Below are 23,938 nucleotides of genomic sequence, written 5' to 3'. Positions count from 1 at the left end.
TGCGGGGGACCGGGGGTCAGTCGCTCGGCTTATATCCCCACGGATAAATCCGGGGGCTTTACGCCGATTCTCGGTAATGTTTGGGTGATTATTTAGCTATATAACCATAATAGCAAGAGCAAGGGGTTATTGTCAAAGTCTCTGGTGGTGGAAGCATGCAAAAAAATTTGGGTTCTAGGGATGTGACCTAGAACCCGAGGGTTATGTATTTAGGGAGTGGGCGAGGCGAGACTCGAACTCGCAAGACCGAAGCCGCCACATTTTGAGTGTGGTGCGTCTACCAATTTCGCCACTCGCCCTTTTGTTTGGTTCCCTCATTATAACACAGTTTTCCGTTTTGCAACAAAGATTCATAATTTTTGCTGCTGGACCAGCGATCGATTTCGCGGGCGCGGAGAACGGGGAGGGGATGGGTAAGCTGACCGGTTTGAGCTTCCTTGAGCAGGATCCCCAATTCCGTGTTGCTGCTTTCATCGTAAGCGCGAGCTTGTTCGAGAAATGCATCCAGATTCAGTTTAGGAGCCAAGGTGGGGGAGCCACCGGCGAGCTTCATCAGTACGGAGGAGACCACTTGGGGGTCTTGAGTGGCTAATAAAGCGGCGCGATCGCAGGTAAACTCAGCACAGCGAACCCATTGCAAGATTTGGTTTTGCAGAGTTTGGGCGATCGCGGCTCCCAGAGGAGACAGTTGTCCCGCCGCCAAGACAATCAAATTCGCCAGAGTCAAATAAACCCCATGCTCGCATTTGAGATGTCCCAGCTCATGGCCGATGACCGCCTGAATTTCGGCTGGTGTCAGCAACTCGATCAGGGAAGTATGCAGCACCACAAATGGCTTTTTCCCGCGCATGGCAAAGGTGTAAGCATTGGGCACCGGATGTTGGCGGACGTAGAGCTGGGGTGGCTCCAAATCCAATACCTGACAGGCTTCGACGAGCAGATCGTGCAGATGAGGGAGCTGACGATCGCTCACCAGAACGCTAGAAGCAATATTATCCAGATAAAAAAACTGCTCGCCAACCGATCCGAGCAACTGGCGCACGATTAAATCGAGACCCGGGAGTTGCTTCAACGAATTGGTTGCTTCTAGATCCAGCGGATGACGAAAGCTATTTGCCTTCAAACCAATCAGAGAGATTTTTGACGAAGCCATGCCAGTTAAGAATTACGGACGGACAACCATAGACGAGAAATCCGATTCGCACAAAGAGGGAAAAAACCTCTTTACCACAATCTCATTCTCGTCACACTCCTTATTTTAATGCGGATTTTGCGGATTGGAGAGCCGTGGCATCTTTTTCCATCCCTGCGGTAGCAGGTTCGCGCTGAATTTTAGCTCCGAGTTGCTGGAGTTTGAGGTCGAGTTTTTCATACCCGCGATCGAGATGATGCACTCCTTGAAGCGTCGTTTTGCCTTCGGCGGCTAAAGCAGCCAACACCAATGCGGCGGAAGCTCTTAAATCCGTAGCCAACACCGGTGCGCCGGAGAGGGTCGGCACGCCCCGGACGATCGCCACATTGCCTTTCACGCGAATATTTGCACCCATACGATTCAACTCTGCCACATGGCGCAGACGATTTTCAAACACCGTTTCGCGGATGGCGCTATCCCCGTCACTGAGGGTGAGCAAAGCCATAAACTGAGCCTGCATATCCGTGGGAAAACCGGGATACGGCAAAGTTTCGATATCCGTGGGCTTAATCGTATCCCCCGGAATAATTCGCAGACCATTTGACCCTTCTGGGATAATCTGGGCACCGACTTCGCGCAGCTTGGAAATCACCGGGATCAGATGCTCGCTGACTACGGGAAACAGGGAGAATTGCGATCGCGTAATCGCCCCTGCGACTAAAAACGTGCCGGCTTCAATGCGATCGGGAATAATCTCGTAGTCTGCCGATCCCAGGCGAGGCACACCTTCGATGACAATGGTTTTCGTGCCTGCACCCCGAATTCGAGCGCCGAGTGCATTACAGAAATTCGCCAAATCCACCACTTCTGGCTCTTGCGCCACATTTTGCAGGGTGGTTTCTCCTTGGGCTAAGGTCGCCGCCATCATCAGGGTTTCGGTGGCTCCCACGCTGGGATAGTCCAAATAAAATTTGGCTCCTTTCAGTCGCCGGCTGTTTCCGGGCACGTATGCGCGAACCATGCCATGTTCGATTTGTACGTTAGCTCCGAGGGCCTGCAGTCCCCGGACGTGAATATCTACCGGTCGCGCCCCGATCGCGCATCCGCCTGGGAGGGGCACGTGCGCTTCTCCCAACCGCGCCAGCAATGGCCCGATCGCGAAGAAACTCGCCCGCAGTTGGCTGACCAACTCGTAGGGCGCTTCCGATTTGTCCAGATGGCGACCATTAATCTCTAAATTGTCCCCATCCCATTTAATTTTCAAACCGAGGGCCGAGAGCAGTTGACCCATGCGCTTCACATCCGCCAAGGACGGAACGTTTCGCAAACGGCATTCGTCCGGACAAAGCAGGGCACCGGCCATCAATACTAAGGCCGCATTTTTCGCCCCACTAATTTTTACCTTTCCCTGCAAGGGATGGCGTCCCCAAATCTGCAGCACGGATGGATCGGCTTCCGGCGAAGCTTTTTTTTCGAGCGAACCAAGAGAGGCAGTAATAGCTGTATCCTCCAGAATCTATGTGTTGTTGTACACTTTCGATTTTGGTTTTGATTCTACAGGAAAGATCTTCAATGTCTAGATTTCTACCTAAAAATTTTGAATTTTGTAACCTCAGATACCTTTAAAATCTAGGGTTTGGGGTTCACAACCCCGGTTAAGCAAAGGTTTTTTCGCTCTGGCGGAATTTTCGGCGGATTCTCAGGGAATTTCCCCCCTGTTCCGTTCCCCCGGTGAGTCGATCGCCACAGTAAATGACGGTACGGAACGCCAGCAGATAGCCCCCCTAAAGTTCCCGAACCCAATCGCGATCGCCGCTGATTTTGCGGAAATTTTCGGTAGCTTTCCCGAGGAGGCGTGGCGGCTCCATGCTCCTGGTGACAAGGGGTGCAGCCGCTTCTTCCCCCGCGCCAATCCGGCCCGAACCGAGTGCTAAAAAAAAATTTTCCCTCAGGGGGTTGACATCGCCAAACTTTTAAGGCAAGATAATAAATCGGAGTGCAAAACCAGTTGATACGCGGAACTGGCGGAATTGGTAGACGCGCTAGATTCAGGTTCTAGTGTCTGCAAAGACTTCCGGGTTCAAGTCCCGGGTTCCGCATTTTTAACCCTCTCTATTCTGATGCTCACCAGTGTTCGGAACCCTTTAGTCAAGCAGATGCGAAAATTGCAATCTGCGAAGGAGCGTCGCCGACAGCAGTTATTCTTACTGGAAGGGACGCACCTGCTAGAGTCAGCCTGCGCGGTGAATTATCCCTTAGAAACCGTTTGCTGTACCCCGGAATGGCGGGAACGGCATGGTGAACTGTGGGATCGGGCGTCGCAATTGGCGGTGCGAACTGAAACGGTGAGCGTTGCTGCCCTCGAGGCGATCGCCACTACAGTGAATCCAGATGGGGTGGTAGCCACGGCAAAACGCAAGGCTGTGGATCGCGACGGTGCGATCGCCCCGTCTGGGTTGAGTCTCGCGGTGGAAACCTTGCAAGACCCAGGCAATCTGGGCACCATCATTCGCACGGCGGCGGCGGCGGGGGCCTCGGGGTTGTACCTGAGTGCCGATAGTGTGGATGCAGATCATCCGAAAGTTTTGCGATCGTCCGCCGGACAGTGGTTCCGCTTGCCGATCGCTGTCAGCACTGATTTGAAGGCGCAGATAACGCGATCGCAGCAGCTTGGAGTGCAGGTCATCGCCACGGCGGCGGATGCACCCGTGACCTACTGGGACGTAGATTACCGTCGCCCAACCCTGATTTTACTGGGCAATGAAGGCGCGGGTTTGTCTGCGGAATTACTCGCGGCTGCCGATCGCCGGGTGAGCATTCCCCTCCATGCGGGAGTGGAATCCCTAAATGTGGCGATCGCCGCTGCTTTGATTCTCTATGAAGCTCGCCGACAAAACAGTATTACCGATAACAGTTTGCCCGACTTCAAGCCACATTAAAACCCACGAATCCGACCAAATTTCTCCGCCTTCTACGGCTCGATTTCTTCATCTGCTGACCGGGTATCTTGCTGTTGAGAGCTTTTCAAAAATTCATCGATGTCCGCCGCCGCCTGTTCTAATTCTTGCAGGCTGAAACCTTCCGTTTTTTTCGGCGGCGATGAGTTTCGCGACTTGGAACGTCTGCCATCCTGAGATTGAGATGCTCTGGGTTCGTCAATCGATTCCAAGCTTTCTTCAAACTTGTTTAGGGAATCCATAAATGCCTTTCGTGCCGCCTCACGTTGCTCGCGCTGAGGGTTTGTCATCAGGAAAACTCCTTTTATTAACTATCAACAACCCGCGTCTGCTTGCGATCGCGGGAGATGGGCAACTCTCAATTCTATTAAGCCCGGTTTCCACTGCAGAAGCATCCCTCTTCTTAAAAATCTGGCCGATCGAGCAACACCCACCGGGGTGCATGTAAAGCGCTCAACTGCCGGATGATTTATCTTGTTTTCACTAAAAAACTTGACCGGTGAACGGTTCTGGGGGTTCCATCCCCTGAGCTGAGTTTATCGATTTTTGCAAAAAATTGCTATTTTTGGATTCCCTTTTCCAGGGGCGATCGCCCTGAAAATCGGCGATCGCTCTTTCTTCCATAGCGCTCAAGTCTGGTACAACTGCGCCACATATTCCCCATACCCGTTGTACGGGAGGGTGGGTTTGCGTTCCCATGACATCGCAGGACCGTCACCCACTACCCGTTCTGTGGCTTGGGACCAGCGCGGGTGGGGCTTAGTCGGATTGACATTTGCCTCGAAACCATATTCTTTGGGCACCAGGGTGTTCCAAAAAGTGGCCGGCTGTCGGTCAAGAAATTCTATTTTTACGATCGACTTAGCGCCCTTAAACCCGTATTTCCAGGGAATCACCATGCGAATCGGTGCCCCATGTTGTTTCGGGAGGGTGCGCCCGTAAATGCCGGTGGCAAAAAATGCCTGGTCATTGGCCATTTCCTCAATTCGCAACCCTTCGACGTAGGGCCAGGGCAAGGATCCTAAGTGGAACCCCGGTCCGGTGGTAATTTGCGGATCGTAAAATGAGGTGAAGCGAACGAATTTCGCCGCCGAGGTGGGTTCCACATCTTCGATCAGCCTTTTCATCGGAAATCCAATCCAAGGCACCACCATCGACCAAGCTTCTACGCATCGGAACCGATAGATGCGCTCTTCGAGGGGAAATTTTTTCTGGATTTCGTCAATATCGTAGGTGCGCGGATTTTTGACTAATCCGCCAATTTCCACTTTCCAATTTTCGGTGGGCAAACTTTGGGCGTTTCGCCAGATCGATTTGGTACCGCCGAATTCGTAAAAGTTATTGTATCGGGAGGCAAAGATTTGTTTGGTAACGGGTCGATCGACTTGGGCAAAATTGGGATTGCGGGGGATATCGGGCAGGGGAACGGTATTTTTTATCAGTTCGCTTTTCGTCTGGCTTTGGTTTTGACACCCGAGAATCGGAAGAACCGTGGCACCGATCCCGGCGGCGATCGCGCTTTTCAAAAAACGTCTGCGGTTGAGAAAGGCAGTTTCGGAGGTCACCTCCCGTTCGGGGAGTTCCCAGGATTTTAGAATGCGGATGAGTACCATGAGCTATGTTAGTGGATTGGCCTGCACAACAGATCGCGAATTGAACATTAAAGCTTAGAGAAAAGTATATCGCAAATTTAGGCATTCTCAATTTTGGCTGCGATTTATGCTGGAGTGCGAGTTTTTAGCTTGCTATTGCCCAAGGCGAGGTCAGCCGATCGCACTCCCCTGTCAATTTTATGCAGGATTGACGGGACTAAATGTAAAGACGCTTACATTTTGCTGTCGTACAAAATGCAAGCGTCCGATTCCCAATGACTCGAGCGATCGCCTGGGGTGGTTTCCCCGGGCGATCGGCGAGGCTATTTTATCACCCAATGGTGTCAATGGCAATATCGGCCAAATTGACTAACTGAATGGATCGATCGATATTCAATTGGGACACATCCACATCCATCACCACTCCCAAGATGCGATCGCTCGAATCGAGAATAGCAGTATCGCCCATCCCATCTCCATTCAAGTCTACAGCGCCGAGAGAGATTTGGTTAATATCTTCAACATGGGCGAGTTTGATGGTATCGCCTTCCCCTGCATTAAAGTCAAGAATGCGATCGGCAGTGGCGGCATTTTCATCGGCAATATCGCCGCGTAATACAAAATCATCCGCCTCTGTGCCACCAGAGAGGAAGTCCGAACCGACATCACCGATGAGGATATCTCTCCCGGCGTCGCCATACAACATATCATTTCCTTGACCACCTCGCACGATATCGTCTCCCATTCCTCCTTGACAAGTATCGTCGCCGAGATTGCCATTGAGGATGTCGTTTCCGTTGCCACCCTCGAGGCGATCGTTATTTTTGCCGCCGCGCAGGTAATCATCGCCATCGAGACCGAGTAAGGTATCGTTGCCTTGATTGCCATTGGCAACATCTACGCCATTGGTGCCGAGAACGCGATCGTCCCCCTGGAAGGCACGCAGTCCCCCTTCCCAGTTTATATCTTCTAGGGCCATTTCGATCGAGTTATTGGCCGCATCGGCATCCACAAAGCGACCCTCTAGACCCCCGGTAGCGGCGCGATCGACGAGCTGAGAAAACTGGTTGAATAAGTTCTCGTTCTCAATTAAATTGGTGTTGATGAAATCCGCTACATCCTGTGCGGAAAAGCGCTGGTTGATGTCGGTACTGTTGATGAAGTCGCTCACTTCGGTTTTAACCGAATTCACCAAATCGCTAACATCACTATCCAGGTCGTTATTTTCGAGAAAGTTATTGACCGTGTTGATAAACTGGTTGCCGACATTCTGAATGTCGATATTTTCGATCGCCTCCTCAATTAGAGAACTTACCACAAATCCCGTCGGCCCGAGGGTAATGAATTTTGCGGTTTTAATCGCGATGTCTTGGGCGGTGGTTTCGCTGTCTTCATCTCCAACGCCGGGAATAAAGTCAAACAATCCGTCAGGAATAATATCGTCAAACCAACTCATAATCCTTGCTCCTTTGTGGGAGGTTACAGGTACAGTATAAAACAGAAAAATTTTCTCGGATCGGGATAGTTTTGCAGGGGCTTCGGTTTGGCGGGTTTAAGTAAAGGTGAAGTGCAGGGCGGATGAGGGGGAGTTTTTCTTTGCCGGAAGGGTAATGAGGTGGGAATGGAGGGAAAATCGCCTCGCGATGAGGCGATTCCATCTGTTTTCTGGTCTGAGGTAGAAAAGCAAAGAATCGGTCAAAGTTTCGGCAGATGGCTGGATTTTTTGCGCCTTTTATGGTAAGCGTCGTTTCTCCGGTGGGCGGGGTCGCTGGGCGGGATTGCAGGCGATCGCCTCCCGGAAAATTTCGAGCCAGCGGACGGCTTCATCCCCCCAGGGGGGTAGGAAACTGAGGAGTAAAAAGATTGACAAAAGGAAAGGATTGAAGCAGGATAAGAATCGCGAAGGTTTGGGTCAGGTTATGGCAGGAATTGAATGGATTCAGGCAGTATTTGGTGACGGTTGGTTGCCTTTTTTCCTCAGCGTCACCTATCTCGGTTCGGAGTATGCATATATTGGGTTGCTGACCCTTTTTTATTGGGTGGTAGACCCGCGCGTGGGTCGGCAATTGGGGTTGGTTTTGGGAGTGAGTTATACTTTTAATCAAATTTTGAAGCTTGCGATCGCGCTTCCGCGTCCTTTCGAGGTGAATCCGCAAGTGGTCTCCCCTGTGGCCAAGGCAACGATTGATAGTGCCTCGTTTCCCAGCGGTCACGCCCAAGGATCGGCCACTTTTTGGTTTTATTTGGCATGGCATTACCGCCGGATCGGGTTGTGGGGAGTGAGTGGGGCGATCGTGATTTTGGTGGCCCTGTCGCGGGTGTATTTGGGGGTTCACTATCCCCTGGATGCGATCGCTGGGGTGATTTTCGGGATGGCGATCGCCTGGGCGGGAAGCCGATGGTGGATTCCTCGCCGTCAGGGACTACTGGTTCCCACCCTCGTCTGTGTGGGGTCGTTTGTGCTGGCGGTTATGGTGCCAGATCTGGGACGTCCCCTGGGTGCAAGTGTGGGTTTTTTCCTCTCAGTTCCTCATTTTACCCCGCCTGCCACAGGGAAAGGAAAAGTGTTGTTCGCCGGGGGAGGGTTACTCTGTGTGGTGGCGTTGTATATTGTCTCCGATTGGCTGTTAGCGCTATTGCAGGAACCCGGATGGATGAATTTCTGGCGCTATTGTGGATTGGTGCTGTTTGCTACTGAAATTTGGCCGCGCGTTTTACCGGGAAAAGGTAACATGAGGGAGTCTATCCAGGAGTGAATGGGATGGGGTTCGTTTTGGGACTTTGAAACGAAGGGGGTTTTGCCAACAATCCACTGGAGAGGATATAATTTGGAGAAGTTTGGCGATCGCCGGATTACCGATAATTTTTGCTAAATTATCGCACGGGTACCGCTGAATTCGTACCCGGATCCTCGAGATATCCTCAACCCTTTTTCGTAATCATCCCAAGGCAACCTTATGTGGAAAAAACTCAAACATCAACTGGTCGGAGAATGGCGGTTCATTTGGTTCGCAGCGTCTTGTGTGGCTGTAGGGATTATCGCCCTGCGTTGGACCGGTGCGTTACAGCTATTAGAATGGTCGGCGCTGGATTTATTTTTTCGGATGCGTCCCCTAGAACCTAAGGAGGATCGCATCGTGATTGTGGGAGTTTCCGAGTCCGATCTTCAACAACTTGGACAATGGCCGATTTCTGATGCCATCATCGCCGAATTGCTCGAAAAGCTCAAACAACAGCAACCGCGAGGGATTGGTTTGGATATTTATCGCGATTTATCCGTAAGGGAGGTGAACAGCAGTCTGGTTCAGGTCTTTGAAACCACACCGAACTTAATCGGCGTGACCCTGGTGGGTGGGGATGAGAATCAGGGAGTTGAACCCAATCCCGTGTTAAGCGAACTGGGTCAAGTCGGGGCGATCGATATGATTTTAGATGCGGACGGTAAAATTCGTCGCGGGTTGCTGTTTGTCGAGAACCAAGCCGGGGAAATATTACCCACGTTAAGTTTGCGTTTGGCATTACTTTATCTGGAAAAAGAAGGAGTAATGCCTAAAAATGCAGCGGTGAATTCCGACTACATGCAGTTAAATGAAGCGGTGTTTGTGCGGATGAAGCCCAATGATGGGGGTTACATTCGCACCTCGAATCGCGGCTATCAAATTTTGATGAATTTTAAAAAGCTGCGCAATAGTTTTGAGATAGTGTCCCTGATGGATGTTTTGGAAAATCGAATTTCGCCGGATTTTGCCCGCGATCGCGTGGTATTAATTGGCTCCACAGCTAGCAGTTTGCAAGATTATTGGAAGACCCCTTACGATCCTTGGGACTTTATCACCGATCGCGTAAAACGTTAGAAGCGGTAGAAGTTGACCTGCAAACTCAACCGAATTACTCAATCAAAGCAACGGGATTGCGAAGTTTGGGAAATGCGTTGCGGGCGATTGGCGAGTTAGAAAAATCGGGGGAGTTACTGCAGCAAAGTTTAATTATAGCACAACAATTGCGGTTGATTTCGGCGATTGCGGCAGCAGAATTGAGTTTGGGAAATACGGCGAGAGCGATGGCACAACAGGCGATCGCCGTGAAAGACGAAGAAACGGCAAGCGCTGAAATTCAAGCGGCAATGGATGCCTATACAACAGCGGCGCAAGTGTCTCCTGCCCCGAGAATCCAGTTGCGATCGCAGCTCAATCAACTGAGTTTGCTCGTGGATACCCAGCAACTCAGGGAAGCGCAAGCGTTAATCCCGGCGATTCAAAAGCAACTGGATAAAATCCCCCTCAGTCGTCAATCGGTCAACGCGCGCATCAATCTGGCTCACAGTTTGATGAAATTATCTTTTCCTGGCGATTCATCATCGGCAATTTCCCCGGAAGAATCGGAAATTTCGTAGATTGCTACCGGATTGGCGATCGCGGTGCGAGAGGCAAAAACTTTAAATGACCCCCGGGCAGAATCCTATGCGTTAGGCAGTTTGGGAAGATTATACGAACTCGCCCACCAATCGAAAGAAGCGCAAACGCTCACCCAAGAAGCGCTGGCGATCGCGCAGGCGACAAATGCCGCAGATATCGCCTATCGCTGGCAATGGCAGTTAGGAAGAGTGCTGAAAGAACAAGGGAACAAAAAACAAGCGATCGCGGCTTATCCCGTTGCAGTAGAAACCCTGCAATCCCTTCGCAAAGATTTAGCTGCCATCAATCCCGATAACCCGGATATCCAGTTTTTTCTCACCTAACTCACCAGTAGGGTGGGCAACTCGTTGCCCACCTTAAGACTCCTACACCATCGCCGTTGCTGGGGATGTGAGTTTTTTCTCGGTTTTACCCAGGAACTTCATTTTTACCCCACCGCGAGGGGCGAGGGTGACACCCCGGCGTTCTGGTTTGACCGGATTGGGCTGTGCGAGGGCGAGTTCGTAGTGCGAGAGGATGGTGGCTAAACCCAATTTCATCTCGTACTGTGCCAGGGCCGCGCCGATACAGCGCCGCACTCCAGCGCCAAAGGGCAAAAATTCATAGGGCGAAAATTGTCGCTCTAAAAAGCGTTCTGGCTTGAATTTATCCGGTTGCGGGTATAAATCCTCTCGTTGGTGTAGCAGATGGATGCAACCCACCACGGCGGTTCCCGGTTCTAAGTCGTATCCCAACAGTTCCATCGGTTCGCACACCACCCGCGGAAAGGTTAACATGGCTACGGGATAAATTCGCAAGGTCTCGTTACACACGGCGGTGAGATAAGGCAGTCGGAAAATACTCATCGGATCCGGGTTTTCCTCCAGAGTCGCCAGTTCCGCGCGCAGTTTTTCCCCCACTTCTGGGTGATGGTGTACCCAGTATAGCGCCCAGGTCATGGCGGTGGCGGTGGTTTCGTGCCCCGCAAACAGCAAAGTGAGCAATTCATCGCGCAATTCTACATTGCTCATGGGATTGCCCGCTTCATCCCGCGCCGACATCAGCAAGGAGAGGATATCTTCGCGATCGCCGTCTGGATGTTGGCGGCGTTCTTCGATTTCTGCATAGAGCAGTTTTTCAACTTCTCGATAAAGCCGCTGAAAGTATCCCCAAGGACTCCACGACCCCAAATCAATTTGCAACCTCGGGAAAAACAGAAAACTCGATCGCAATGGGGAATTAAATAACTCCAATAAAGACTGAATCGCCTGCTTGATTTTTTGCGCCCGTTCTCCTTCATACAATCCAAACACGGCTTGTAAAATAATTTGTAGGGAAATCTCTTGCATGGCGAAACGCGCCACAAAGGTTTCCCCGGGGGCGAATTGACTCATCACTTTATCGCTCAAGTCGCAAATCAAATTGCCGTAGGCGCGCATCCGTTCCCCGTGAAAGGGAGGCATCAATAACTTGCGCTGATTCCGGTGGCGATCGCCCTCTAATAGAATCACCGAGTAATCTCCCACCAGGGGTTTTAAAATCCCGTTCATCTCCCCAGAGGCAAAAAACTCTTGGGTATCGTGGGTTAAAATGTACTTAATCGCTTGGGGGTTATTGACAAAAATGAGGTGGTTCCCAAATCCCACCACCTGGGCGGCGAACACCTCCGGATAATCTCGGCTGGCTGTTTCCATATAGCCTACCGGGTCTCTCACCCACTGTAGCTTTTGTAACAATTGCGGGGTCTGCGGACCGGGAACCTTCATCGGGAGTTTGGCTGTTACCATTGGCTTTTGCATCTAGCAGTCTCGGTTTATTGGTTATTATAATCATCTGGCGGGATTTAGGGAAGGATAGGAAAAAAAATCAGGGTGCTTGTCACTACATGGAATCGAGAAGAATTTTGGAGGAACCAACAATGCAGGATGAAACATCACCGGATTCGGCAGTTTTTACACCGCGATCGCCCGGGGGAATTGCCCGAGAAGTTGTGGCAATTCTCGGGTCTGTTTGCTGTATCGCGATCGCTACCTTTTATTGGACTCAACTGCCCGATTCAATTCCCATTCATTTTGGCATCACCGGCAAACCAGACCTCTGGGGAAATAAGCTACTAATTGTGCTTTTTCCCGCCCTGGCGGTGGTTATTTATCTCTGGATGACCGTAATCATGCGCTTTTCCCGCCAGTTTAATTATCCCGTGGCGATAACTGCAGAAAATGCGGCGAAACAATATCAGATTGCCCGAGACCTGTTGAGCTGGATGAAAACTGAAATTATCTGGATGTTTGCTTGGATTGAATGGCAGATGGTTCAGGTAGCTGTGGGGCGATCGCAGACCTTAGACATACTTGGGGTTTTTGCGTTTGTGTCGCTCATCTTGGGAACCACCGGCATTTACTTGTGGCAAGCTTATCGGAATCGATAAAAAAAGAAGAGGGACGGATTAATTCATGGTTTTTGTAGCGAAAAATTCTCTCGCAAAACCGTCCCTCACTCGAAAAAAAATTGTTAATTCGTTTTAGCTTCTAACTTCCTTTTTGGCCGGGGGGGCTTCATACACTCCCCACTCTTGAATTCCGCCTTTATGCAGCAGAATAGACTCGGCTTTTTCTATCTCTTCTACGCCGCCTTCGACCATAATCAAATATTCACCGCGCGCCACGCGATGTTCGTAAACTTTGGCGCGATCTTCGGGAACGCCCCACCCAATTAAACCACCAACTAAACCGCCGCCGACTGCGCCAATTGCACCGCCCGCAACAGCAGTGGCGAGAGCGTTTGCTGCAACGCTACCAAATGCTAACACTTGACCCGCGCCGGGAATCAATAAGGGGACAAAGGTGCTCAATCCCAGGGATTCGAGTGCGCCCACGATCGCGCCGCCAATTCCACCGGTCACCGCACCAGTTTTTGCCCCTTCATCGGCTTTATTTCCTTCCGGTTTGCTGGTATCGATGCCGGCGATTTCTCCTTGGCGATCGTCTTTCGCCACCACTGACACCCGATCCATTGGAAAGTCAGCATTTTTCAGTTCTCCCAGTGCATTTTCTGCCCCCTCTCGGGTGGGGAAAATACCCAGTGCGTGTTTGTTTCCATGCGTTCCTAAAGCCATGTTTTTATTCCTCTCAAATTATCGGCAATCCAACAGCACAAAATTCAACTCTCAGAGTAAAGTTTTTGCACTATTTTTTTCAGCATTGCAGATTGAAAAAATTCTTGCATCTATCAAAAGGAGGAAGTCATACCCCATTCGGCTGGCAAAAGTCTGCATGCAATTCGCCCGCCCCGGCGTAGGGTGCGAGGTTTCGCTTGGTGCTGTGTGTTTCCCTCACCATCCCCCATCCATCGCGTCAGTGGGGGGATGCAGCCAGGTCAATTCTGGGACAGCAGAGTGGGGCATTTTGTGGCTGAGGTGTTTTTGTTTGTCGCAACCCTTAGCTAATTCCTGCGAAAATTATAACTAATGACAGAATTACTTGGAGAAAGCAATGGGATACAATAGACAAAATTTAAACCTTCTCTAACTTGTTTATACTCACAATCAAAGGAGCGACTCGATGAATATCTATTTTCGCACAATTATTTCAGCAGTTGGTGCGGCCAGCCTCACGGTTTTGGCGGCCTGTCAGAACCAGGATGGTGTAGCGACTCCCCCCACGGAAGCGCCCCCCAATAATGACATAGAAAATCCCGGCGACACTCGACCCTCTCCCCCCTATCGCAGGGAGTCACCGAATCTGGATGAATTGCCCGATGGGACTTACTTTTATGGAGAAGTCGGTCAGCCACAAGAAGGGGGCGAAAATTACGTAATCTTTAATAAAAACGGTTTAACTTTGGTAGGAGTTAAATACACCTACCAAACCGGAAATATCAACTGCTTTAAAGGAGAGGCAAACGACGCGCAAATTACCGATGCGATGTTGGCACAAGCCAATGAGAATGCCTATGGAAATCCCAATGCACCGCGCTGGATTTTTTCCGACAATCAAACTATCAGTTTAAGGGGATACGAACCCCTAGAAACTGCTAATATTTCGCCGAGTACCAATGAGGAATTCGTCAACTGTCGGCAAATCGATTACCAGGCGAGACTGTAAAGCGGTCTTGGGGCGAGATTGCGACCCACTTTTACTGCTATCAAATGCAAGGGTGCTGCCATTGCAGAACCCTTGCATTTTAACGACGGGTAGGGTGGGTAACTCGTTGCCTACCCTACCCGTGGGGTATGCTGCGTCAGTCCTGAAAATTTTAAGAAATGAGAAGAGATTGGGGGCAAGTTTCAATGGGGGAGGAAGTAGCGAAAAGCGATCGCCCGATTCATTTTGCCCGAGGGATTCTGTGTTTGTTACAAAAAATGTAACTTCAACCCATTTCTGACAAAGCTGTGTCATCCTAGAACCATGAAACACTTACAGCGCTCTCAAACGCAGCAGCTATGAAGTTTCTCTATCTTTTCCCCGCTACTTTAGTCCTCGCTGGCACCCTCGGGGCGCTTGCGACTTGGAGTTGGGCGCAATCGCCGGATTCCACTGGCATTACAATATTATCTCAAGGCGGAAATATTCCCACCGCCGAGACTCCCAACTCTGCCGGCGGTTTGTATGTTTTATCTCCCGATGGAGAAAAGCAAGTTTTTCCGCTCCAACATACCAAGGTCAATGCTAGAATTGCTGGCAATTTGTCCCGGGTCGAAGTGACCCAAACCTTTGAAAACCCGTTTAACGATCCGTTAGAAGCCGTTTATGTCTTTCCCTTGCCCGATGAAGCGGCGGTGGATGACATGGAAATTGTTATCGGCGATCGCATCATTAAAGGGGATATTAAACAACGAGAAGAAGCGCAACGCATCTACGAAGAAGCCCGCCAACAAGGTCGAACTGCCGGACTCTTAGAACAAGAACGCGCGAACATTTTTACCCAATCTCTGGCCAATATCAAACCCGGAGAAGAAATTAAGGTAACGATTCGCTATACTGATAGTTTAAACTTTGAAGGTGGAAACTATGAATTCGTGTTTCCAATGGTGGTCGGTCCGCGCTATATTCCGGGTTCGCCCCGGGACAATAATGGCATGGTAAATACCGATCGCGTTCCCGATGCATCGCGCATCACGCCGCCGGTTTTGCCTCCGGGCACTCGATCCGGTCACGATATCGATGTCACGGTGGAAATTAATGCCGGCATGCCGATTTTTGACCTGCGATCGCCCTCCCATACTATCCGCCAATCTCAAACTGGAGAAACGGTTCGTATTTCTTTAGCCCCGGAAGACACCATTCCCAACAAAGATTTAATTTTGCGCTATCGCGTTTCCGACGATCGCACCCAAGCAACTGTGTTAACTCAAGGGGACGATCGCGGCGGACATTTTGCGGTGTATCTGATTCCCGCTTTGGAGTACGAAACCAATGAAATCGTCCCCAAAGATGTGGTCTTTTTAATGGATACCTCTGGGTCTCAATCTGGCGATCCGTTGCTCAAATCCAAAGAATTGATGCGCCGTTTTATTAACGGTCTCAATCCCGACGATACCTTTACGATTATTGACTTTTCCAATCGCGCCACGGCCCTGTCACCGCAACCTTTATCCAATACGGTACAAAATCGGCGACGGGCCATGAATTATATCGACGATCTCGATGCCAATGGCGGCACTGAATTGCTGAATGGCATTCAAACGGTGCTGAATTTTCCCCCTACAGAAGGGGGACGGTTGCGGAGTATCGTTTTGCTGACCGATGGTTATATTGGCAATGAAAATGAAGTGATTGCTGAGGTGCAAAGACAGTTAAAACCGGGCAATCGACTCTACAGTTTTGGGGTGGGGAGTTCGGTGAATCGCTTTTTACTCGATCGCCTCGCTGAAGTGGGACGCGGCACTTCCCAAGTGATTCGCCAAGACGAACCAACGGCGGAAGTTGCCGAACGTTTTTTCCGCCAAATTAACAATCCGGTGCTGACGAATATTGAAGTAGAATGGGAAGGAAGCGGCGCACCGGCAGAGGTTTATCCGTCGGTTGCACCGGATCTGTTTGCCCAACAACCGTTGGTGGTATTCGGACGCAAAGCCGATCGCGCCCGAGGTCAGTTACGGGTTACGGGAATGACGGCAAATGGCGATCGCTACGAACAACTGTTCCGCATGGCATTTGACGAGGGCGGCAATCCGGCGATCGCACAACTCTGGGCGCGCCAGCGCATTAAAGATTTGATGGGTCAAATGTATGGCGGCGAAACCAAATCCGGCGTGGATGCCGTTACCGATACCGCTCTGGCTTATCGCTTGTTATCTCCCTATACCGCATTTGTGGCAGTGAGCGAGGAAGTGCGAGTAGACCCGGATGGCACGACGCGCCGCGTCCAGGTGCCGGTGGAATTGCCGGAAGGAGTGAGTTATGAGGGAGTGTTTGGTCCGCAAGAAGAGGCCGATATGCTGATGTCTTCCGGGGCTAACATGTACCCAGGGGCACCCCCAAATCCCCAGGCCGGTGCGCCCTTACCTCGTCGTGCCAGTGGCGGTACCCGAGGGATGCCGTCGATGCCAAACTACGAGAGTTCGGAAGAACCCGCCCCAGTGGCCAGCGATCGCATTGAAGTGCTACAGGTGGAAGGGGTGGATTCAGCCGCGATCGAGGATCTGCGCGATCGGCTCGATCGGATCTCTTTGCCTGAAAATACCAGCGGCGAAGTGGTCTGGGAATTAATCGTGCGCGATGGAAATGTAGTGCGAGTCCTGTACGACGATATCCGCTCTACCCTGAGCGAAAGCACCGTACTCGACCCCATGCGCGAAATCTTGGTTGCCGCACAATTCCCCGCTTCTGTCTCTGGCACGATTCGCATCACGTTGCGCGTCAAACCCTAAGCTATAGGTGAGAATCGACTCGTAGGGTGGGCACTGCCCACCTTTCCGTAGAAAGATAAAAAGCGGGCGATTGAAATCGCGCCTAGACAAGCTAAGTCTGCCTACGCGGACTAATCCGTTTTGTGAAGGGAATTGCATTCTAAAAATTCCAATATTGCTTTTTCTTAATTGCAGATTGATTACATAAAAACTGAGGAAACCAAAATCCTAGCGGCTGCAGGTCGGCTGGGTTTTGCGGAGGTGGCCAAATAAAATTACGCCCCAAACCCCTTGTGGGACAAGGATTTTGGTGAAATTTGCAAAAAATTTACTAAATCCCTTGACAAGTCCATAGCTTTACAGTTATAAATAAATTGACGGCGGCGGACAGCATTGCTGCTTCCTCCCCGTCTTTATCACTCACGCAGATATCGAAGGAGTTGTTCGTTTAATGACAACCACTTTTGCCCAATCGCAAAACAACAACCTCTGGGATCGATTTTGTAACTGGGTTACCAGTACCGAAAACCGCCTATACATCGGCTGGTTTGGCGTGCTGATGATTCCCACCATTTTAACTGCAGCCATCGTTTTTATTCTGGCGATCGTTGCTGCACCTCCGGTAGACCTGGATGGCATTCGCGAACCAGTTTCCGGCTCGTTGCTGTATGGCAACAATATTATGACCGCCACGGTGGTGCCTTCTTCCGCCGCGATCGGCTTGCACTTATACCCCCTTTGGGAAGCCGCTTCTCTGGATGAATGGCTCTATAACGGTGGCCCTTACGAACTCATCGTTCTGCACTTTTTAATTGGTATCTACGCTTATCTGGGTCGCGAATGGGAACTGAGCTATCGCTTGGGAATGCGCCCCTGGATTCCGGTGGCGTTCTCCGCCCCCGTCGCCGCCGCCACTGCGGTACTGTTAATCTACCCCATCGGTCAAGGAAGCTTTTCCGACGGCTTGATGCTGGGTGTGTCCGGTACCTTCAACTTTATGATCGTGTTCCAAGCGGAACATAATATCCTGATGCACCCCTTCCATATGCTTGGTGTGGCTGGTGTATTCGGCGGTGCCCTGTTTAGCGCCATGCACGGAAGTCTCGTCACCTCTTCCTTGGTGCGCGAAACCTCGGAAGTGGAATCCACCAACGTCGGGTATAAATTCGGTCAAGAAGAAGAAACCTACAATATCGTTGCGGCTCACGGTTACTTTGGACGCCTGATTTTCCAATACGCTTCCTTTAACAACAGCCGCTCTTTGCACTTCTTCCTCGCCGCTTGGCCGGTGGTGGGTATCTGGTTCACCTCCTTGGGAATTTCCACGATGGCGTTTAACCTGAATGGGTTCAACTTCAACCAGTCGATCGTGGACGCTCAAGGACATGCGATCGGGACTTGGGCTGACGTGCTCAACCGCGCTAACTTGGGGATTGAAGTGATTCACGAGCGCAACGCTCACAACTTCCCGCTGGATTTGGCGGCGAGTGATGTGGAGCCGATCGCGCTCACTGCTCCGGCGATTAACGGTTAAATCGCCCTGAATCCCAACAGCTTGTGTCTCTACTCATAAAGTCCGACCGATCGCGGAAGCTATCGGTCGGTTTTTTTATAGGTAGGCGGTGTCCCGCTTACAAGGTCGGTTGAAGTGAGGTAATTCAGGAAGGTGGGCGGTGCCCACCCTACTTCGCTTTGTTTAGGAGAGCGATCGGGCATTTTTATTGATTGTGTATTGCGGTCAATGCATTGTTTTATATTTTGGTGGAAAAATCGGAAGGTGGGCACCGCCAAATTGAAGGGTGTGTAAGATACATGCAACGAAAATGGCGGTGCCCACCCTACAAAGTGATAAAAAGTAGATTACCGAGACACAGAAGGTTCCATCTGGATGGGTTGGTCTTTCTCGGCGAGGGGGGGACGGAAGGTCAAGTAAAGCACCGGGCCGAGGAGGGGAAGCAAGGAAACGAACCAGAAAATGGTGGAATTGTCAAGTCCCCGACGCTGCATGTCATCCCCTAGCAAGGCGGGGAAGAGCAAGCACAGCAGGCAAAAATCCAAACTCATCACGTGGATGAATCGGCTGGTTTGCCACTGCTGTAGGAAATCGGCCCACTCGCCCTGAGTTAGGCCATAGCCCAATAATACCAAGGTTCCCACGGCGAGGAAGGCACCGGTCCACCGGGAGTCGAGGAGTTTCAGCAAGCGGTTTTTTTCGCCGGAAAATCCGGGGGCGGGTTCTCGCAGGGCCAGATAAGGTAATAGGGCAAATGCGCCGACGCCAAATGAGAAAAGGACAAAGGGCCATGCGGGAATTTTCTGGTTTCTGCCATCGAAAAATAGGACACAGCTATAAACCATCGGCCAAATTCCCATTACATTAAACAGGGAAATAATCAAGGGATTGATGCCTTCCCACTCACCGGTGGAGAGATTTTGAATCAAGCGAAAGGTATCGGGGCGATCGGGCGGGGCAAATCCAAAGGCATAAATTAATAGTCCCACCCATAAGAGGGCAAATCCAATTTTTCTGAGCATGAGCTTGGTGGAAATCGACGATTAGTTTAAGGGTATTATAAGGTCATTACAGAGAGAAATTCCGGGGAATATTGCCGAGTTTCGACTCCGGTAGATTTAGCCTCGGCGAAACTCCATCAGGGTGTTGCAATAGGCATCGGGCATTCCGGTATCGAAACAGCGGCCTTTGATGGGATAGCCCACCATTCCTTCGGTTTGGCGCAACTGTTCTAGGCAAGAGGTGAGTTGAAATTCTCCCTTTTCGCGGTGGTTGTTGCGGATGTTTTCTTCTAGGAAGTCAAAGATTTTCGGGGTGAGGATATAGATGCCGAAGATGGTGAAAAAGCGATCGCTGCCGAGGGGTTCTGCTTGCAGATGCGATCGCGCATATTCTAAGTCGGGTTTTTCGCAGATTTCCGTGAGAAACAGGAGGCGGTTGTCCGCTTGCCAATTCCCGGTGACGCAACCGCAATGATAAATTTCCGAACCCGGAGTGACGGTGAGGCCGATCGCGCTTTTGCCGACTTTTTCGTAAACTTGGATGAGTTGCTGCGCGCAGGAAATATTAAGCTCGGATAGGTAAACGTGGTCGCCGAGAAAGAGCATAAACGGTTCGTTATTCGCCCATTCTTTGGCACAGTAAACCGCATGACCGTAGCCTTCTTGCGTCTCTTGCGTCAGGAGGGTAATTTTGTGGCCTAAGTCGCGCAAATATTGGCTGTATTCGCGATTTTTTTCGGAGAGTTTGTTATAAAAATTGTCGGTTAAGGGGGTTTGAAAAAAGTTCTGGAAAACTTCGATATCGCCCGGTTGGGTGATGATGGCGATTTCTTCAATGCCGGCGGCGATCGCTTCTTCGACGATGACTTGAATCGTGGGTTTTACGCGACCGTCGCGATCGACAATGGGAAACATTTCTTTTTTCACTGCTTTGGTAGCGGGAAATAGTCGGGTACCGAATCCCGCCGCCGGAATCACAGCTTTGCGAATTGGAGTTTGGGGAATGCTCATCATTGACCTATCAAAGTTGAGGGTTAAGTGTGGGACACTCTCCGCTGGGGAGCAAGCTATCTGGTTTGAACGGATGAGAAATAAATTCGGCGATAATTATAGCATGTTTTCAAATGATGAACATCCAGGTACGCGGGTTTGGACTGAGAAATGATGAGTTTTAGGCATTGATTTTGGGGGAAATCCCGATGAATGATATCGATAACCCGCCCTTGACGATCGCGATCGGGAACGAGAAATTGCGCCGTGCCATATCCTTGGGAACCGACGCCTTTTCCGCCTAAAATAAACGGCTGTAGAGGCGGATGATTCAGCAGCGAATGCAGCACGGGAGCGGTTAACTGCGAGGGGCAAGGGCGAATCAGATGGCGGTCAAATTCGGCTTAGGCGTGGGTCATCAACGGTTCGATTTTTTTCGGCATCTTTTTGTTGCAAAGCTTGGCCAGCTTTTTGGGTTATTTCGCACTAATTTTGCCGAGATATCGGTGAGGGTTTTGTTTGATTTAATTGGTGGAAAAGGGGTAATATTGATTGAGCATGCTGAGGATTTCGGGGGTGTTTTTGCTGGCGGCGGCGATTTTCATTTCGCCGCGCCCAGTTTTCACTCGTAGAAACCATAATTATCGATTTCTAGCCCTTGGACGCGATAATGAGTGAGACTGTAGTCAGCCACGCCTGCGGCATAACTGAAACAGCCGCCTTTTTTGGTGCTATGGAGCATTGTTTGGCGATCCATTGGCAATTGTATGGGTTCGAGGCGAGTGCCGTCACTGAAGGAAGGGCGCAAAATCAGGGGGGTGGGATGGGGTTTGACCTGGGCATAAATGCCTTGATGGGTGCCGACGCTGAGGGTGTATCCTTTTTCCAGAGCGGGATTGATGCTGCGGTGTCCGCCGGCCCGATCGCCATGCTCTCCAAACAGACAAAGGCGACCTGGAACAAAAATTTTCCTCGGTTTCCTTGGCAAAGTACAAGCCTCTGGTTGTAAAATTACCGGACAATGGGATAATTGTAAAAACTGTTGATGATGAGCGAGCTTTCGCTCAAATCTGTCATTTTAGAGGATAGTTTAGGTCATGTCTCGACAATTATTCACGATTGGCCATTCCAATCATACCATTGGCAAATTTATTGGGTTACTACAACAACATGGGGTGACGGTGGTGGGGGACGTGCGATCGCACCCCTATAGCCGCTATTTCCCGCAGTTCAATAAATCGGAACTGCAAAAAGCATTGACAAATACAGGGATTCGCTACCTGTTCCTGGGTCGGGAACTCGGGGGCAAAGCCAACGAGTCCGGGTGTTTTGACTTGACCGGGAAATCCCTCTCGGATTCACTGGTGGGAACGTCAGAGTTCGATCGCGGAATCAAACGGTTGCTGCAAGACTGTCAAACCGATACCATCGCGCTGATGTGTGCCGAAAAAGACCCGATTACCTGCCATCGCACAATTTTAGTGTGCCAACATCTGAGAAATACGGATTTGACGATCGAGCACATTCTCGGCGATGGCGAATTGGAGTCTCACTCCCATTTGGAGGAAAGGTTAGTGGAGGCGTATGGATTGCAACAGTTGCAGGAGTTAGAAGCGCGATCGCTCTCGGATCCGCCACCGGAGGCGGATACTCTCCCGAGTTCTCAAATCCGTTCCGCGAAAAAACCGAAGTCGCAATAAGCATGATGAATGCATCGCGCCTCTCCATCGCCTTGTTGGCGGGTGGTGTTCTCGATCGCCTGCGGCAATTATTGCAATGTGGCTGGGGGCAAAAAGCAGCGATCGCCAATCGGGGTATGCGGCTTTTTTAAGATCGTTTTGGCGATCGCAACTTCCTGCATCAAGCGCTGCTTTTGACCGCGAATTTTAACGTAAATGTTCCACCGGAATCGAGACTAATTCGGTTAAGCGATCGGCAACTTCCTTGCGATGGCATCGGTTTGCATCCATTTCTGCACAAAGCAACAAAATCGACCCTTCTCGAGCCATTTCTGCCACTTCCGCTAACGCTTCTTCGGCGGCTTCTGCATTCGGCGGAATCCAGTTTGCTTTACCGGATATATTCCCCAAAGATGTTTTAGACACATATCCAATTTTCAGCGACTCGCACAGTTTTTGCAGTTGCTTCCCGTACCATTTTTGACTCCAAGCCCTCGGGCTTTTCCGCACATCCACCACCCATTTAATCTCGTAGTCTGTTAAATAGGTTTCTAGGGCATCGTAGGTTTTTCGATTGCCATATCCAAAGGTAAAAATACATAACTTTCCGGGTTGGACTGGATTTTCTGTTCTCATAATTTTGGTGTTAAAATCAACGAGCTTGGGTGAAGGTGACGCTTTTGGCTTGGGTTTCTATACAATAACCGATGTAAGGCAAAGGCTTCTGTCACGCGGATAAATTAACCGCAATGACAACGATCGCCACCTTCTGTGAATCCGACGGCGATCGCTGCTTTACCGAGAGCGCAATCCTTCCCCCTTTTTTTTAGCTCCAGATTAAGCGAATTAACCGCACCACGAGCCAACTGAGCAAGGCGTAAACCCCCATCGCAATTACGGTATTGAATTCAAAAGCCGCTTGTCCGAAGGTAGGGGTACCAAAAAGGGTCTCAAAGGGGACGACAAATGGCTTAGATAGCTCGTAAATAAAGCCGGCAAATTGATTTTCTGGATTGGCAGCAAACAGGCGCAAAAGCACTCGTAACAATAACAGCACCCCTAAGGCGCCAGTTAGATAATAAATCGCTTGTTGTACCTTGGCGACGATCGCTGTGCGGTGAACTTCGGCAAAGCGGCGCTCTTCTTCTTCTAAGCGCAGGGACTCCAGACGGCGAGTCAGATGGGCTTCTTCTTGGCGCAATTCCTCCATGCGACGGATTAAGCGTGCTTCTGCTTCGCGGAGTTCCTGGATGCGCCGATTGAGGCGGGGGTCTGGTGGGGATAGGCGATCGCCGGATCCCCCAGGGCGTTCTGGTTCTGGGTGCCACTGTTGCGCCTCTCCTGGGGCATAGGGATCCGGTTCTCCTTGGGAAAGCTCTTCCAAACGGCGGTTGCGGCGTTGTTCTTCCAAACGCCACTGTTCTTCATTCTGGTGGTTTTCGCGATCGCCACTGTTTTCTTCTCGCGATCGGTTGTACTCTGGGTTCATTTTTTCCCTCCATCAGGGCGCTTCTACAGATATGCTACTCAACGCCAACCCCCGAGGCGCAGTTGTGCTTTTTTTACCCGCTGTATTGGGCTTGTTAGGGGTCGCTTGTTCACCAGGGAGATTAAAACCCTTCCCTTGCATTTCGTTAGCTTTTTTTGGCGCGATTTCCCGGGTTGGCCCGTTCCTAAAGCACTCCCTTTTTTTCAAAAAATCCATGCAAATTTTATACAATATGTTGCCTTTCCCCCCAACAGGGATGCGGGGAGGAGGCGGGTTGATTCTCGGGCGGGGTGCAACAGTTGAGATCGTGCCTCCCGCTCCTTTCTTTCCGGTTCCTTCTG

At 50.7% G+C, this 23,938-nt stretch carries 25 protein-coding genes and 2 tRNA genes; 13 read left to right on the top strand and 14 right to left on the bottom strand.

Translation table 11 applies throughout. The annotated features are described in order from the left end of the window. Window positions 1–217 precede the first annotated feature (217 nt). From LKK83_RS10555 to murA, 3 genes are all read right to left on the bottom strand, one after another. A tRNA-Leu gene (locus tag LKK83_RS10555) sits at window positions 218–299 on the bottom strand. After that, entirely contained in the window at window positions 278–1,153 is an 876-nt protein-coding gene (locus tag LKK83_RS10550; protein WP_324631055.1) for a M48 family metallopeptidase, read from the bottom strand. The genes LKK83_RS10555 and LKK83_RS10550 overlap by 22 nt, the downstream gene beginning before the upstream one ends. Window positions 1,154–1,253: 100 nt before the next feature. After that, the gene (gene murA, locus LKK83_RS10545) at window positions 1,254–2,630 is read right to left on the bottom strand and encodes a UDP-N-acetylglucosamine 1-carboxyvinyltransferase (RefSeq protein ID WP_324631056.1); all 1,377 of its coding nucleotides are present in this window, start codon (window positions 2,628–2,630) and stop codon (window positions 1,254–1,256) included. 517 nt (window positions 2,631–3,147) lie between these two features. Here murA and LKK83_RS10540 point away from each other — a divergent pair. Both LKK83_RS10540 and LKK83_RS10535 read left to right on the top strand, forming a co-directional pair. Beyond that, window positions 3,148–3,231: transfer RNA gene (locus LKK83_RS10540), tRNA-Leu, on the top strand. A 21-nt stretch (window positions 3,232–3,252) separates the two neighbouring features. Next, on the top strand, window positions 3,253–4,071 hold the full coding sequence (locus tag LKK83_RS10535; protein WP_442957302.1) for a TrmH family RNA methyltransferase: 819 nt from the start codon (window positions 3,253–3,255) through the stop codon (window positions 4,069–4,071). A 32-nt stretch (window positions 4,072–4,103) separates the two neighbouring features. Here the strand turns inward: LKK83_RS10535 and LKK83_RS10530 are convergent, their stop codons facing one another. The 3 genes from LKK83_RS10530 to LKK83_RS10520 form a co-directional block, all read right to left on the bottom strand. After that, window positions 4,104–4,379, bottom strand: coding sequence for a hypothetical protein (locus tag LKK83_RS10530; protein WP_324631053.1), 276 nt, complete (start codon window positions 4,377–4,379; stop codon window positions 4,104–4,106). Window positions 4,380–4,718: 339 nt separating this feature from the next. Next, on the bottom strand, window positions 4,719–5,702 hold the full coding sequence (gene msrP, locus LKK83_RS10525; protein ID WP_324631052.1) for a protein-methionine-sulfoxide reductase catalytic subunit MsrP: 984 nt from the start codon (window positions 5,700–5,702) through the stop codon (window positions 4,719–4,721). A 310-nt stretch (window positions 5,703–6,012) separates the two neighbouring features. Beyond that, entirely contained in the window at window positions 6,013–7,137 is a 1,125-nt protein-coding gene (locus LKK83_RS10520; RefSeq protein WP_324631051.1) for a calcium-binding protein, read from the bottom strand. A gap of 424 nt (window positions 7,138–7,561) precedes the next feature. Between LKK83_RS10520 and LKK83_RS10515 the strand changes: the two genes are divergently transcribed. The 4 genes from LKK83_RS10515 to LKK83_RS10500 all read left to right on the top strand — a co-directional run bounded on the left by LKK83_RS10515 (window position 7,562) and on the right by LKK83_RS10500 (window position 10,419). Next, the gene (locus LKK83_RS10515; RefSeq protein ID WP_324631050.1) at window positions 7,562–8,437 is read left to right on the top strand and encodes a phosphatase PAP2 family protein; all 876 of its coding nucleotides are present in this window, start codon (window positions 7,562–7,564) and stop codon (window positions 8,435–8,437) included. 201 nt (window positions 8,438–8,638) lie between these two features. Further along, window positions 8,639–9,535, top strand: coding sequence for a CHASE2 domain-containing protein (locus tag LKK83_RS10510; RefSeq protein WP_324631049.1), 897 nt, complete (start codon window positions 8,639–8,641; stop codon window positions 9,533–9,535). Next, window positions 9,502–10,074: a hypothetical protein gene (locus LKK83_RS10505; RefSeq protein ID WP_324631048.1), complete on the top strand. Its 573-nt coding sequence runs from the start codon at window positions 9,502–9,504 to the stop codon at window positions 10,072–10,074. Before LKK83_RS10510 ends, LKK83_RS10505 begins: the two co-directional genes overlap by 34 nt. Before the next feature lie 24 nt (window positions 10,075–10,098). Next, on the top strand, window positions 10,099–10,419 hold the full coding sequence (locus LKK83_RS10500) for a hypothetical protein (RefSeq protein WP_324631047.1): 321 nt from the start codon (window positions 10,099–10,101) through the stop codon (window positions 10,417–10,419). Between the two features lie 42 nt (window positions 10,420–10,461). Here the strand turns inward: LKK83_RS10500 and LKK83_RS10495 are convergent, their stop codons facing one another. Then, the gene (locus LKK83_RS10495; RefSeq protein WP_324631046.1) at window positions 10,462–11,862 is read right to left on the bottom strand and encodes a cytochrome P450; all 1,401 of its coding nucleotides are present in this window, start codon (window positions 11,860–11,862) and stop codon (window positions 10,462–10,464) included. Window positions 11,863–11,993: 131 nt separating this feature from the next. Here LKK83_RS10495 and LKK83_RS10490 point away from each other — a divergent pair, with 131 nt between their 5' ends. Then, complete coding sequence (locus tag LKK83_RS10490) at window positions 11,994–12,503, top strand: DUF1648 domain-containing protein (RefSeq protein ID WP_324631045.1); 510 nt, start codon at window positions 11,994–11,996, stop codon at window positions 12,501–12,503. Window positions 12,504–12,596: 93 nt separating this feature from the next. Here the strand turns inward: LKK83_RS10490 and LKK83_RS10485 are convergent, their stop codons facing one another. Continuing rightward, entirely contained in the window at window positions 12,597–13,190 is a 594-nt protein-coding gene (locus LKK83_RS10485) for a hypothetical protein (protein WP_324631044.1), read from the bottom strand. Between the two features lie 445 nt (window positions 13,191–13,635). Between LKK83_RS10485 and LKK83_RS10480 the strand changes: the two genes are divergently transcribed. From LKK83_RS10480 to psbA, 3 genes are all read left to right on the top strand, one after another. Beyond that, window positions 13,636–14,178, top strand: a complete 543-nt coding sequence (locus LKK83_RS10480) for a hypothetical protein (RefSeq protein WP_324631043.1) — start codon at window positions 13,636–13,638, stop codon at window positions 14,176–14,178. Between the two features lie 338 nt (window positions 14,179–14,516). Beyond that, the gene (locus LKK83_RS10475) at window positions 14,517–16,946 is read left to right on the top strand and encodes a VIT domain-containing protein (protein ID WP_324631042.1); all 2,430 of its coding nucleotides are present in this window, start codon (window positions 14,517–14,519) and stop codon (window positions 16,944–16,946) included. Between the two features lie 430 nt (window positions 16,947–17,376). Beyond that, complete coding sequence (psbA, locus tag LKK83_RS10470; protein WP_324631041.1) at window positions 17,377–18,459, top strand: photosystem II q(b) protein; 1,083 nt, start codon at window positions 17,377–17,379, stop codon at window positions 18,457–18,459. Window positions 18,460–18,785: 326 nt separating this feature from the next. On the opposite strand, the gene LKK83_RS10465 is transcribed toward psbA, so the two are convergent. The 3 genes from LKK83_RS10465 to LKK83_RS10455 form a co-directional block, all read right to left on the bottom strand. Beyond that, window positions 18,786–19,460, bottom strand: a complete 675-nt coding sequence (locus LKK83_RS10465) for a DUF2834 domain-containing protein (RefSeq protein WP_324631040.1) — start codon at window positions 19,458–19,460, stop codon at window positions 18,786–18,788. Between the two features lie 96 nt (window positions 19,461–19,556). Next, on the bottom strand, window positions 19,557–20,453 hold the full coding sequence (locus LKK83_RS10460) for a UTP--glucose-1-phosphate uridylyltransferase (RefSeq protein WP_324631039.1): 897 nt from the start codon (window positions 20,451–20,453) through the stop codon (window positions 19,557–19,559). Between the two features lie 53 nt (window positions 20,454–20,506). After that, window positions 20,507–20,779 (bottom strand): hypothetical protein, encoded by a 273-nt coding sequence (locus tag LKK83_RS10455; RefSeq protein WP_324631038.1) that lies wholly within the window; start codon window positions 20,777–20,779, stop codon window positions 20,507–20,509. Window positions 20,780–20,815: 36 nt separating this feature from the next. On the opposite strand from LKK83_RS10455, the gene LKK83_RS10450 reads away from it, so the two are divergent. Next, on the top strand, window positions 20,816–21,061 hold the full coding sequence (locus tag LKK83_RS10450) for a hypothetical protein (protein WP_324631037.1): 246 nt from the start codon (window positions 20,816–20,818) through the stop codon (window positions 21,059–21,061). Here the strand turns inward: LKK83_RS10450 and LKK83_RS10445 are convergent. Further along, window positions 21,052–21,417 (bottom strand): hypothetical protein, encoded by a 366-nt coding sequence (locus LKK83_RS10445; RefSeq protein WP_324631036.1) that lies wholly within the window; start codon window positions 21,415–21,417, stop codon window positions 21,052–21,054. The two genes, LKK83_RS10450 and LKK83_RS10445, sit on opposite strands and share 10 nt — an antisense overlap. A 109-nt stretch (window positions 21,418–21,526) precedes the next feature. On the opposite strand from LKK83_RS10445, the gene LKK83_RS10440 reads away from it, so the two are divergent. Then, window positions 21,527–22,129, top strand: coding sequence for a DUF488 domain-containing protein (locus LKK83_RS10440; protein ID WP_324631035.1), 603 nt, complete (start codon window positions 21,527–21,529; stop codon window positions 22,127–22,129). A gap of 2 nt (window positions 22,130–22,131) precedes the next feature. Continuing rightward, window positions 22,132–22,260 (top strand): hypothetical protein, encoded by a 129-nt coding sequence (locus LKK83_RS10435; RefSeq protein WP_324631033.1) that lies wholly within the window; start codon window positions 22,132–22,134, stop codon window positions 22,258–22,260. A gap of 55 nt (window positions 22,261–22,315) precedes the next feature. Here LKK83_RS10435 and LKK83_RS10430 read toward each other — a convergent pair whose 3' ends face one another. After that, complete coding sequence (locus tag LKK83_RS10430) at window positions 22,316–22,744, bottom strand: DUF488 domain-containing protein (protein ID WP_324631032.1); 429 nt, start codon at window positions 22,742–22,744, stop codon at window positions 22,316–22,318. A 190-nt stretch (window positions 22,745–22,934) separates the two neighbouring features. Next, entirely contained in the window at window positions 22,935–23,597 is a 663-nt protein-coding gene (locus LKK83_RS10425; RefSeq protein WP_324631031.1) for a YggT family protein, read from the bottom strand. Window positions 23,598–23,938: the final 341 nt, after the last annotated feature.

It is taken from the genome of Phormidium sp. CCY1219 (assembly GCF_035615515.1).
In the GTDB taxonomy this organism is placed as follows: domain Bacteria; phylum Cyanobacteriota; class Cyanobacteriia; order Cyanobacteriales; family Laspinemataceae; genus CCY1219.
This window is presented reverse-complemented; position numbering and strand designations above follow the sequence as displayed.

What these genes read in the sequence shown, in the direction of transcription:
- LKK83_RS10550 (WP_324631055.1), bottom strand. Translation starts at nt 1,153, where the DNA reads ATGGCTTCGTCAAAAATCTCTCTGATTGGTTTGAAGGCAAATAGCTTT.
- LKK83_RS10535 (WP_442957302.1), top strand. Translation starts at nt 3,253, where the DNA reads ATGCTCACCAGTGTTCGGAACCCTTTAGTCAAGCAGATGCGAAAATTG.
- LKK83_RS10530 (WP_324631053.1), bottom strand. Translation starts at nt 4,379, where the DNA reads ATGACAAACCCTCAGCGCGAGCAACGTGAGGCGGCACGAAAGGCATTT.
- msrP (WP_324631052.1), bottom strand. Translation starts at nt 5,702, where the DNA reads ATGGTACTCATCCGCATTCTAAAATCCTGGGAACTCCCCGAACGGGAG.
- LKK83_RS10520 (WP_324631051.1), bottom strand. Translation starts at nt 7,137, where the DNA reads ATGAGTTGGTTTGACGATATTATTCCTGACGGATTGTTTGACTTTATT.
- LKK83_RS10510 (WP_324631049.1), top strand. Translation starts at nt 8,639, where the DNA reads ATGTGGAAAAAACTCAAACATCAACTGGTCGGAGAATGGCGGTTCATT.
- LKK83_RS10495 (WP_324631046.1), bottom strand. Translation starts at nt 11,862, where the DNA reads ATGGTAACAGCCAAACTCCCGATGAAGGTTCCCGGTCCGCAGACCCCG.
- LKK83_RS10490 (WP_324631045.1), top strand. Translation starts at nt 11,994, where the DNA reads ATGCAGGATGAAACATCACCGGATTCGGCAGTTTTTACACCGCGATCG.
- LKK83_RS10485 (WP_324631044.1), bottom strand. Translation starts at nt 13,190, where the DNA reads ATGGCTTTAGGAACGCATGGAAACAAACACGCACTGGGTATTTTCCCC.
- LKK83_RS10480 (WP_324631043.1), top strand. Translation starts at nt 13,636, where the DNA reads ATGAATATCTATTTTCGCACAATTATTTCAGCAGTTGGTGCGGCCAGC.
- LKK83_RS10475 (WP_324631042.1), top strand. Translation starts at nt 14,517, where the DNA reads ATGAAGTTTCTCTATCTTTTCCCCGCTACTTTAGTCCTCGCTGGCACC.
- psbA (WP_324631041.1), top strand. Translation starts at nt 17,377, where the DNA reads ATGACAACCACTTTTGCCCAATCGCAAAACAACAACCTCTGGGATCGA.
- LKK83_RS10465 (WP_324631040.1), bottom strand. Translation starts at nt 19,460, where the DNA reads ATGCTCAGAAAAATTGGATTTGCCCTCTTATGGGTGGGACTATTAATT.
- LKK83_RS10460 (WP_324631039.1), bottom strand. Translation starts at nt 20,453, where the DNA reads ATGATGAGCATTCCCCAAACTCCAATTCGCAAAGCTGTGATTCCGGCG.
- LKK83_RS10450 (WP_324631037.1), top strand. Translation starts at nt 20,816, where the DNA reads ATGGCGGTCAAATTCGGCTTAGGCGTGGGTCATCAACGGTTCGATTTT.
- LKK83_RS10440 (WP_324631035.1), top strand. Translation starts at nt 21,527, where the DNA reads ATGTCTCGACAATTATTCACGATTGGCCATTCCAATCATACCATTGGC.
- LKK83_RS10435 (WP_324631033.1), top strand. Translation starts at nt 22,132, where the DNA reads ATGATGAATGCATCGCGCCTCTCCATCGCCTTGTTGGCGGGTGGTGTT.
- LKK83_RS10430 (WP_324631032.1), bottom strand. Translation starts at nt 22,744, where the DNA reads ATGAGAACAGAAAATCCAGTCCAACCCGGAAAGTTATGTATTTTTACC.
- LKK83_RS10425 (WP_324631031.1), bottom strand. Translation starts at nt 23,597, where the DNA reads ATGAACCCAGAGTACAACCGATCGCGAGAAGAAAACAGTGGCGATCGC.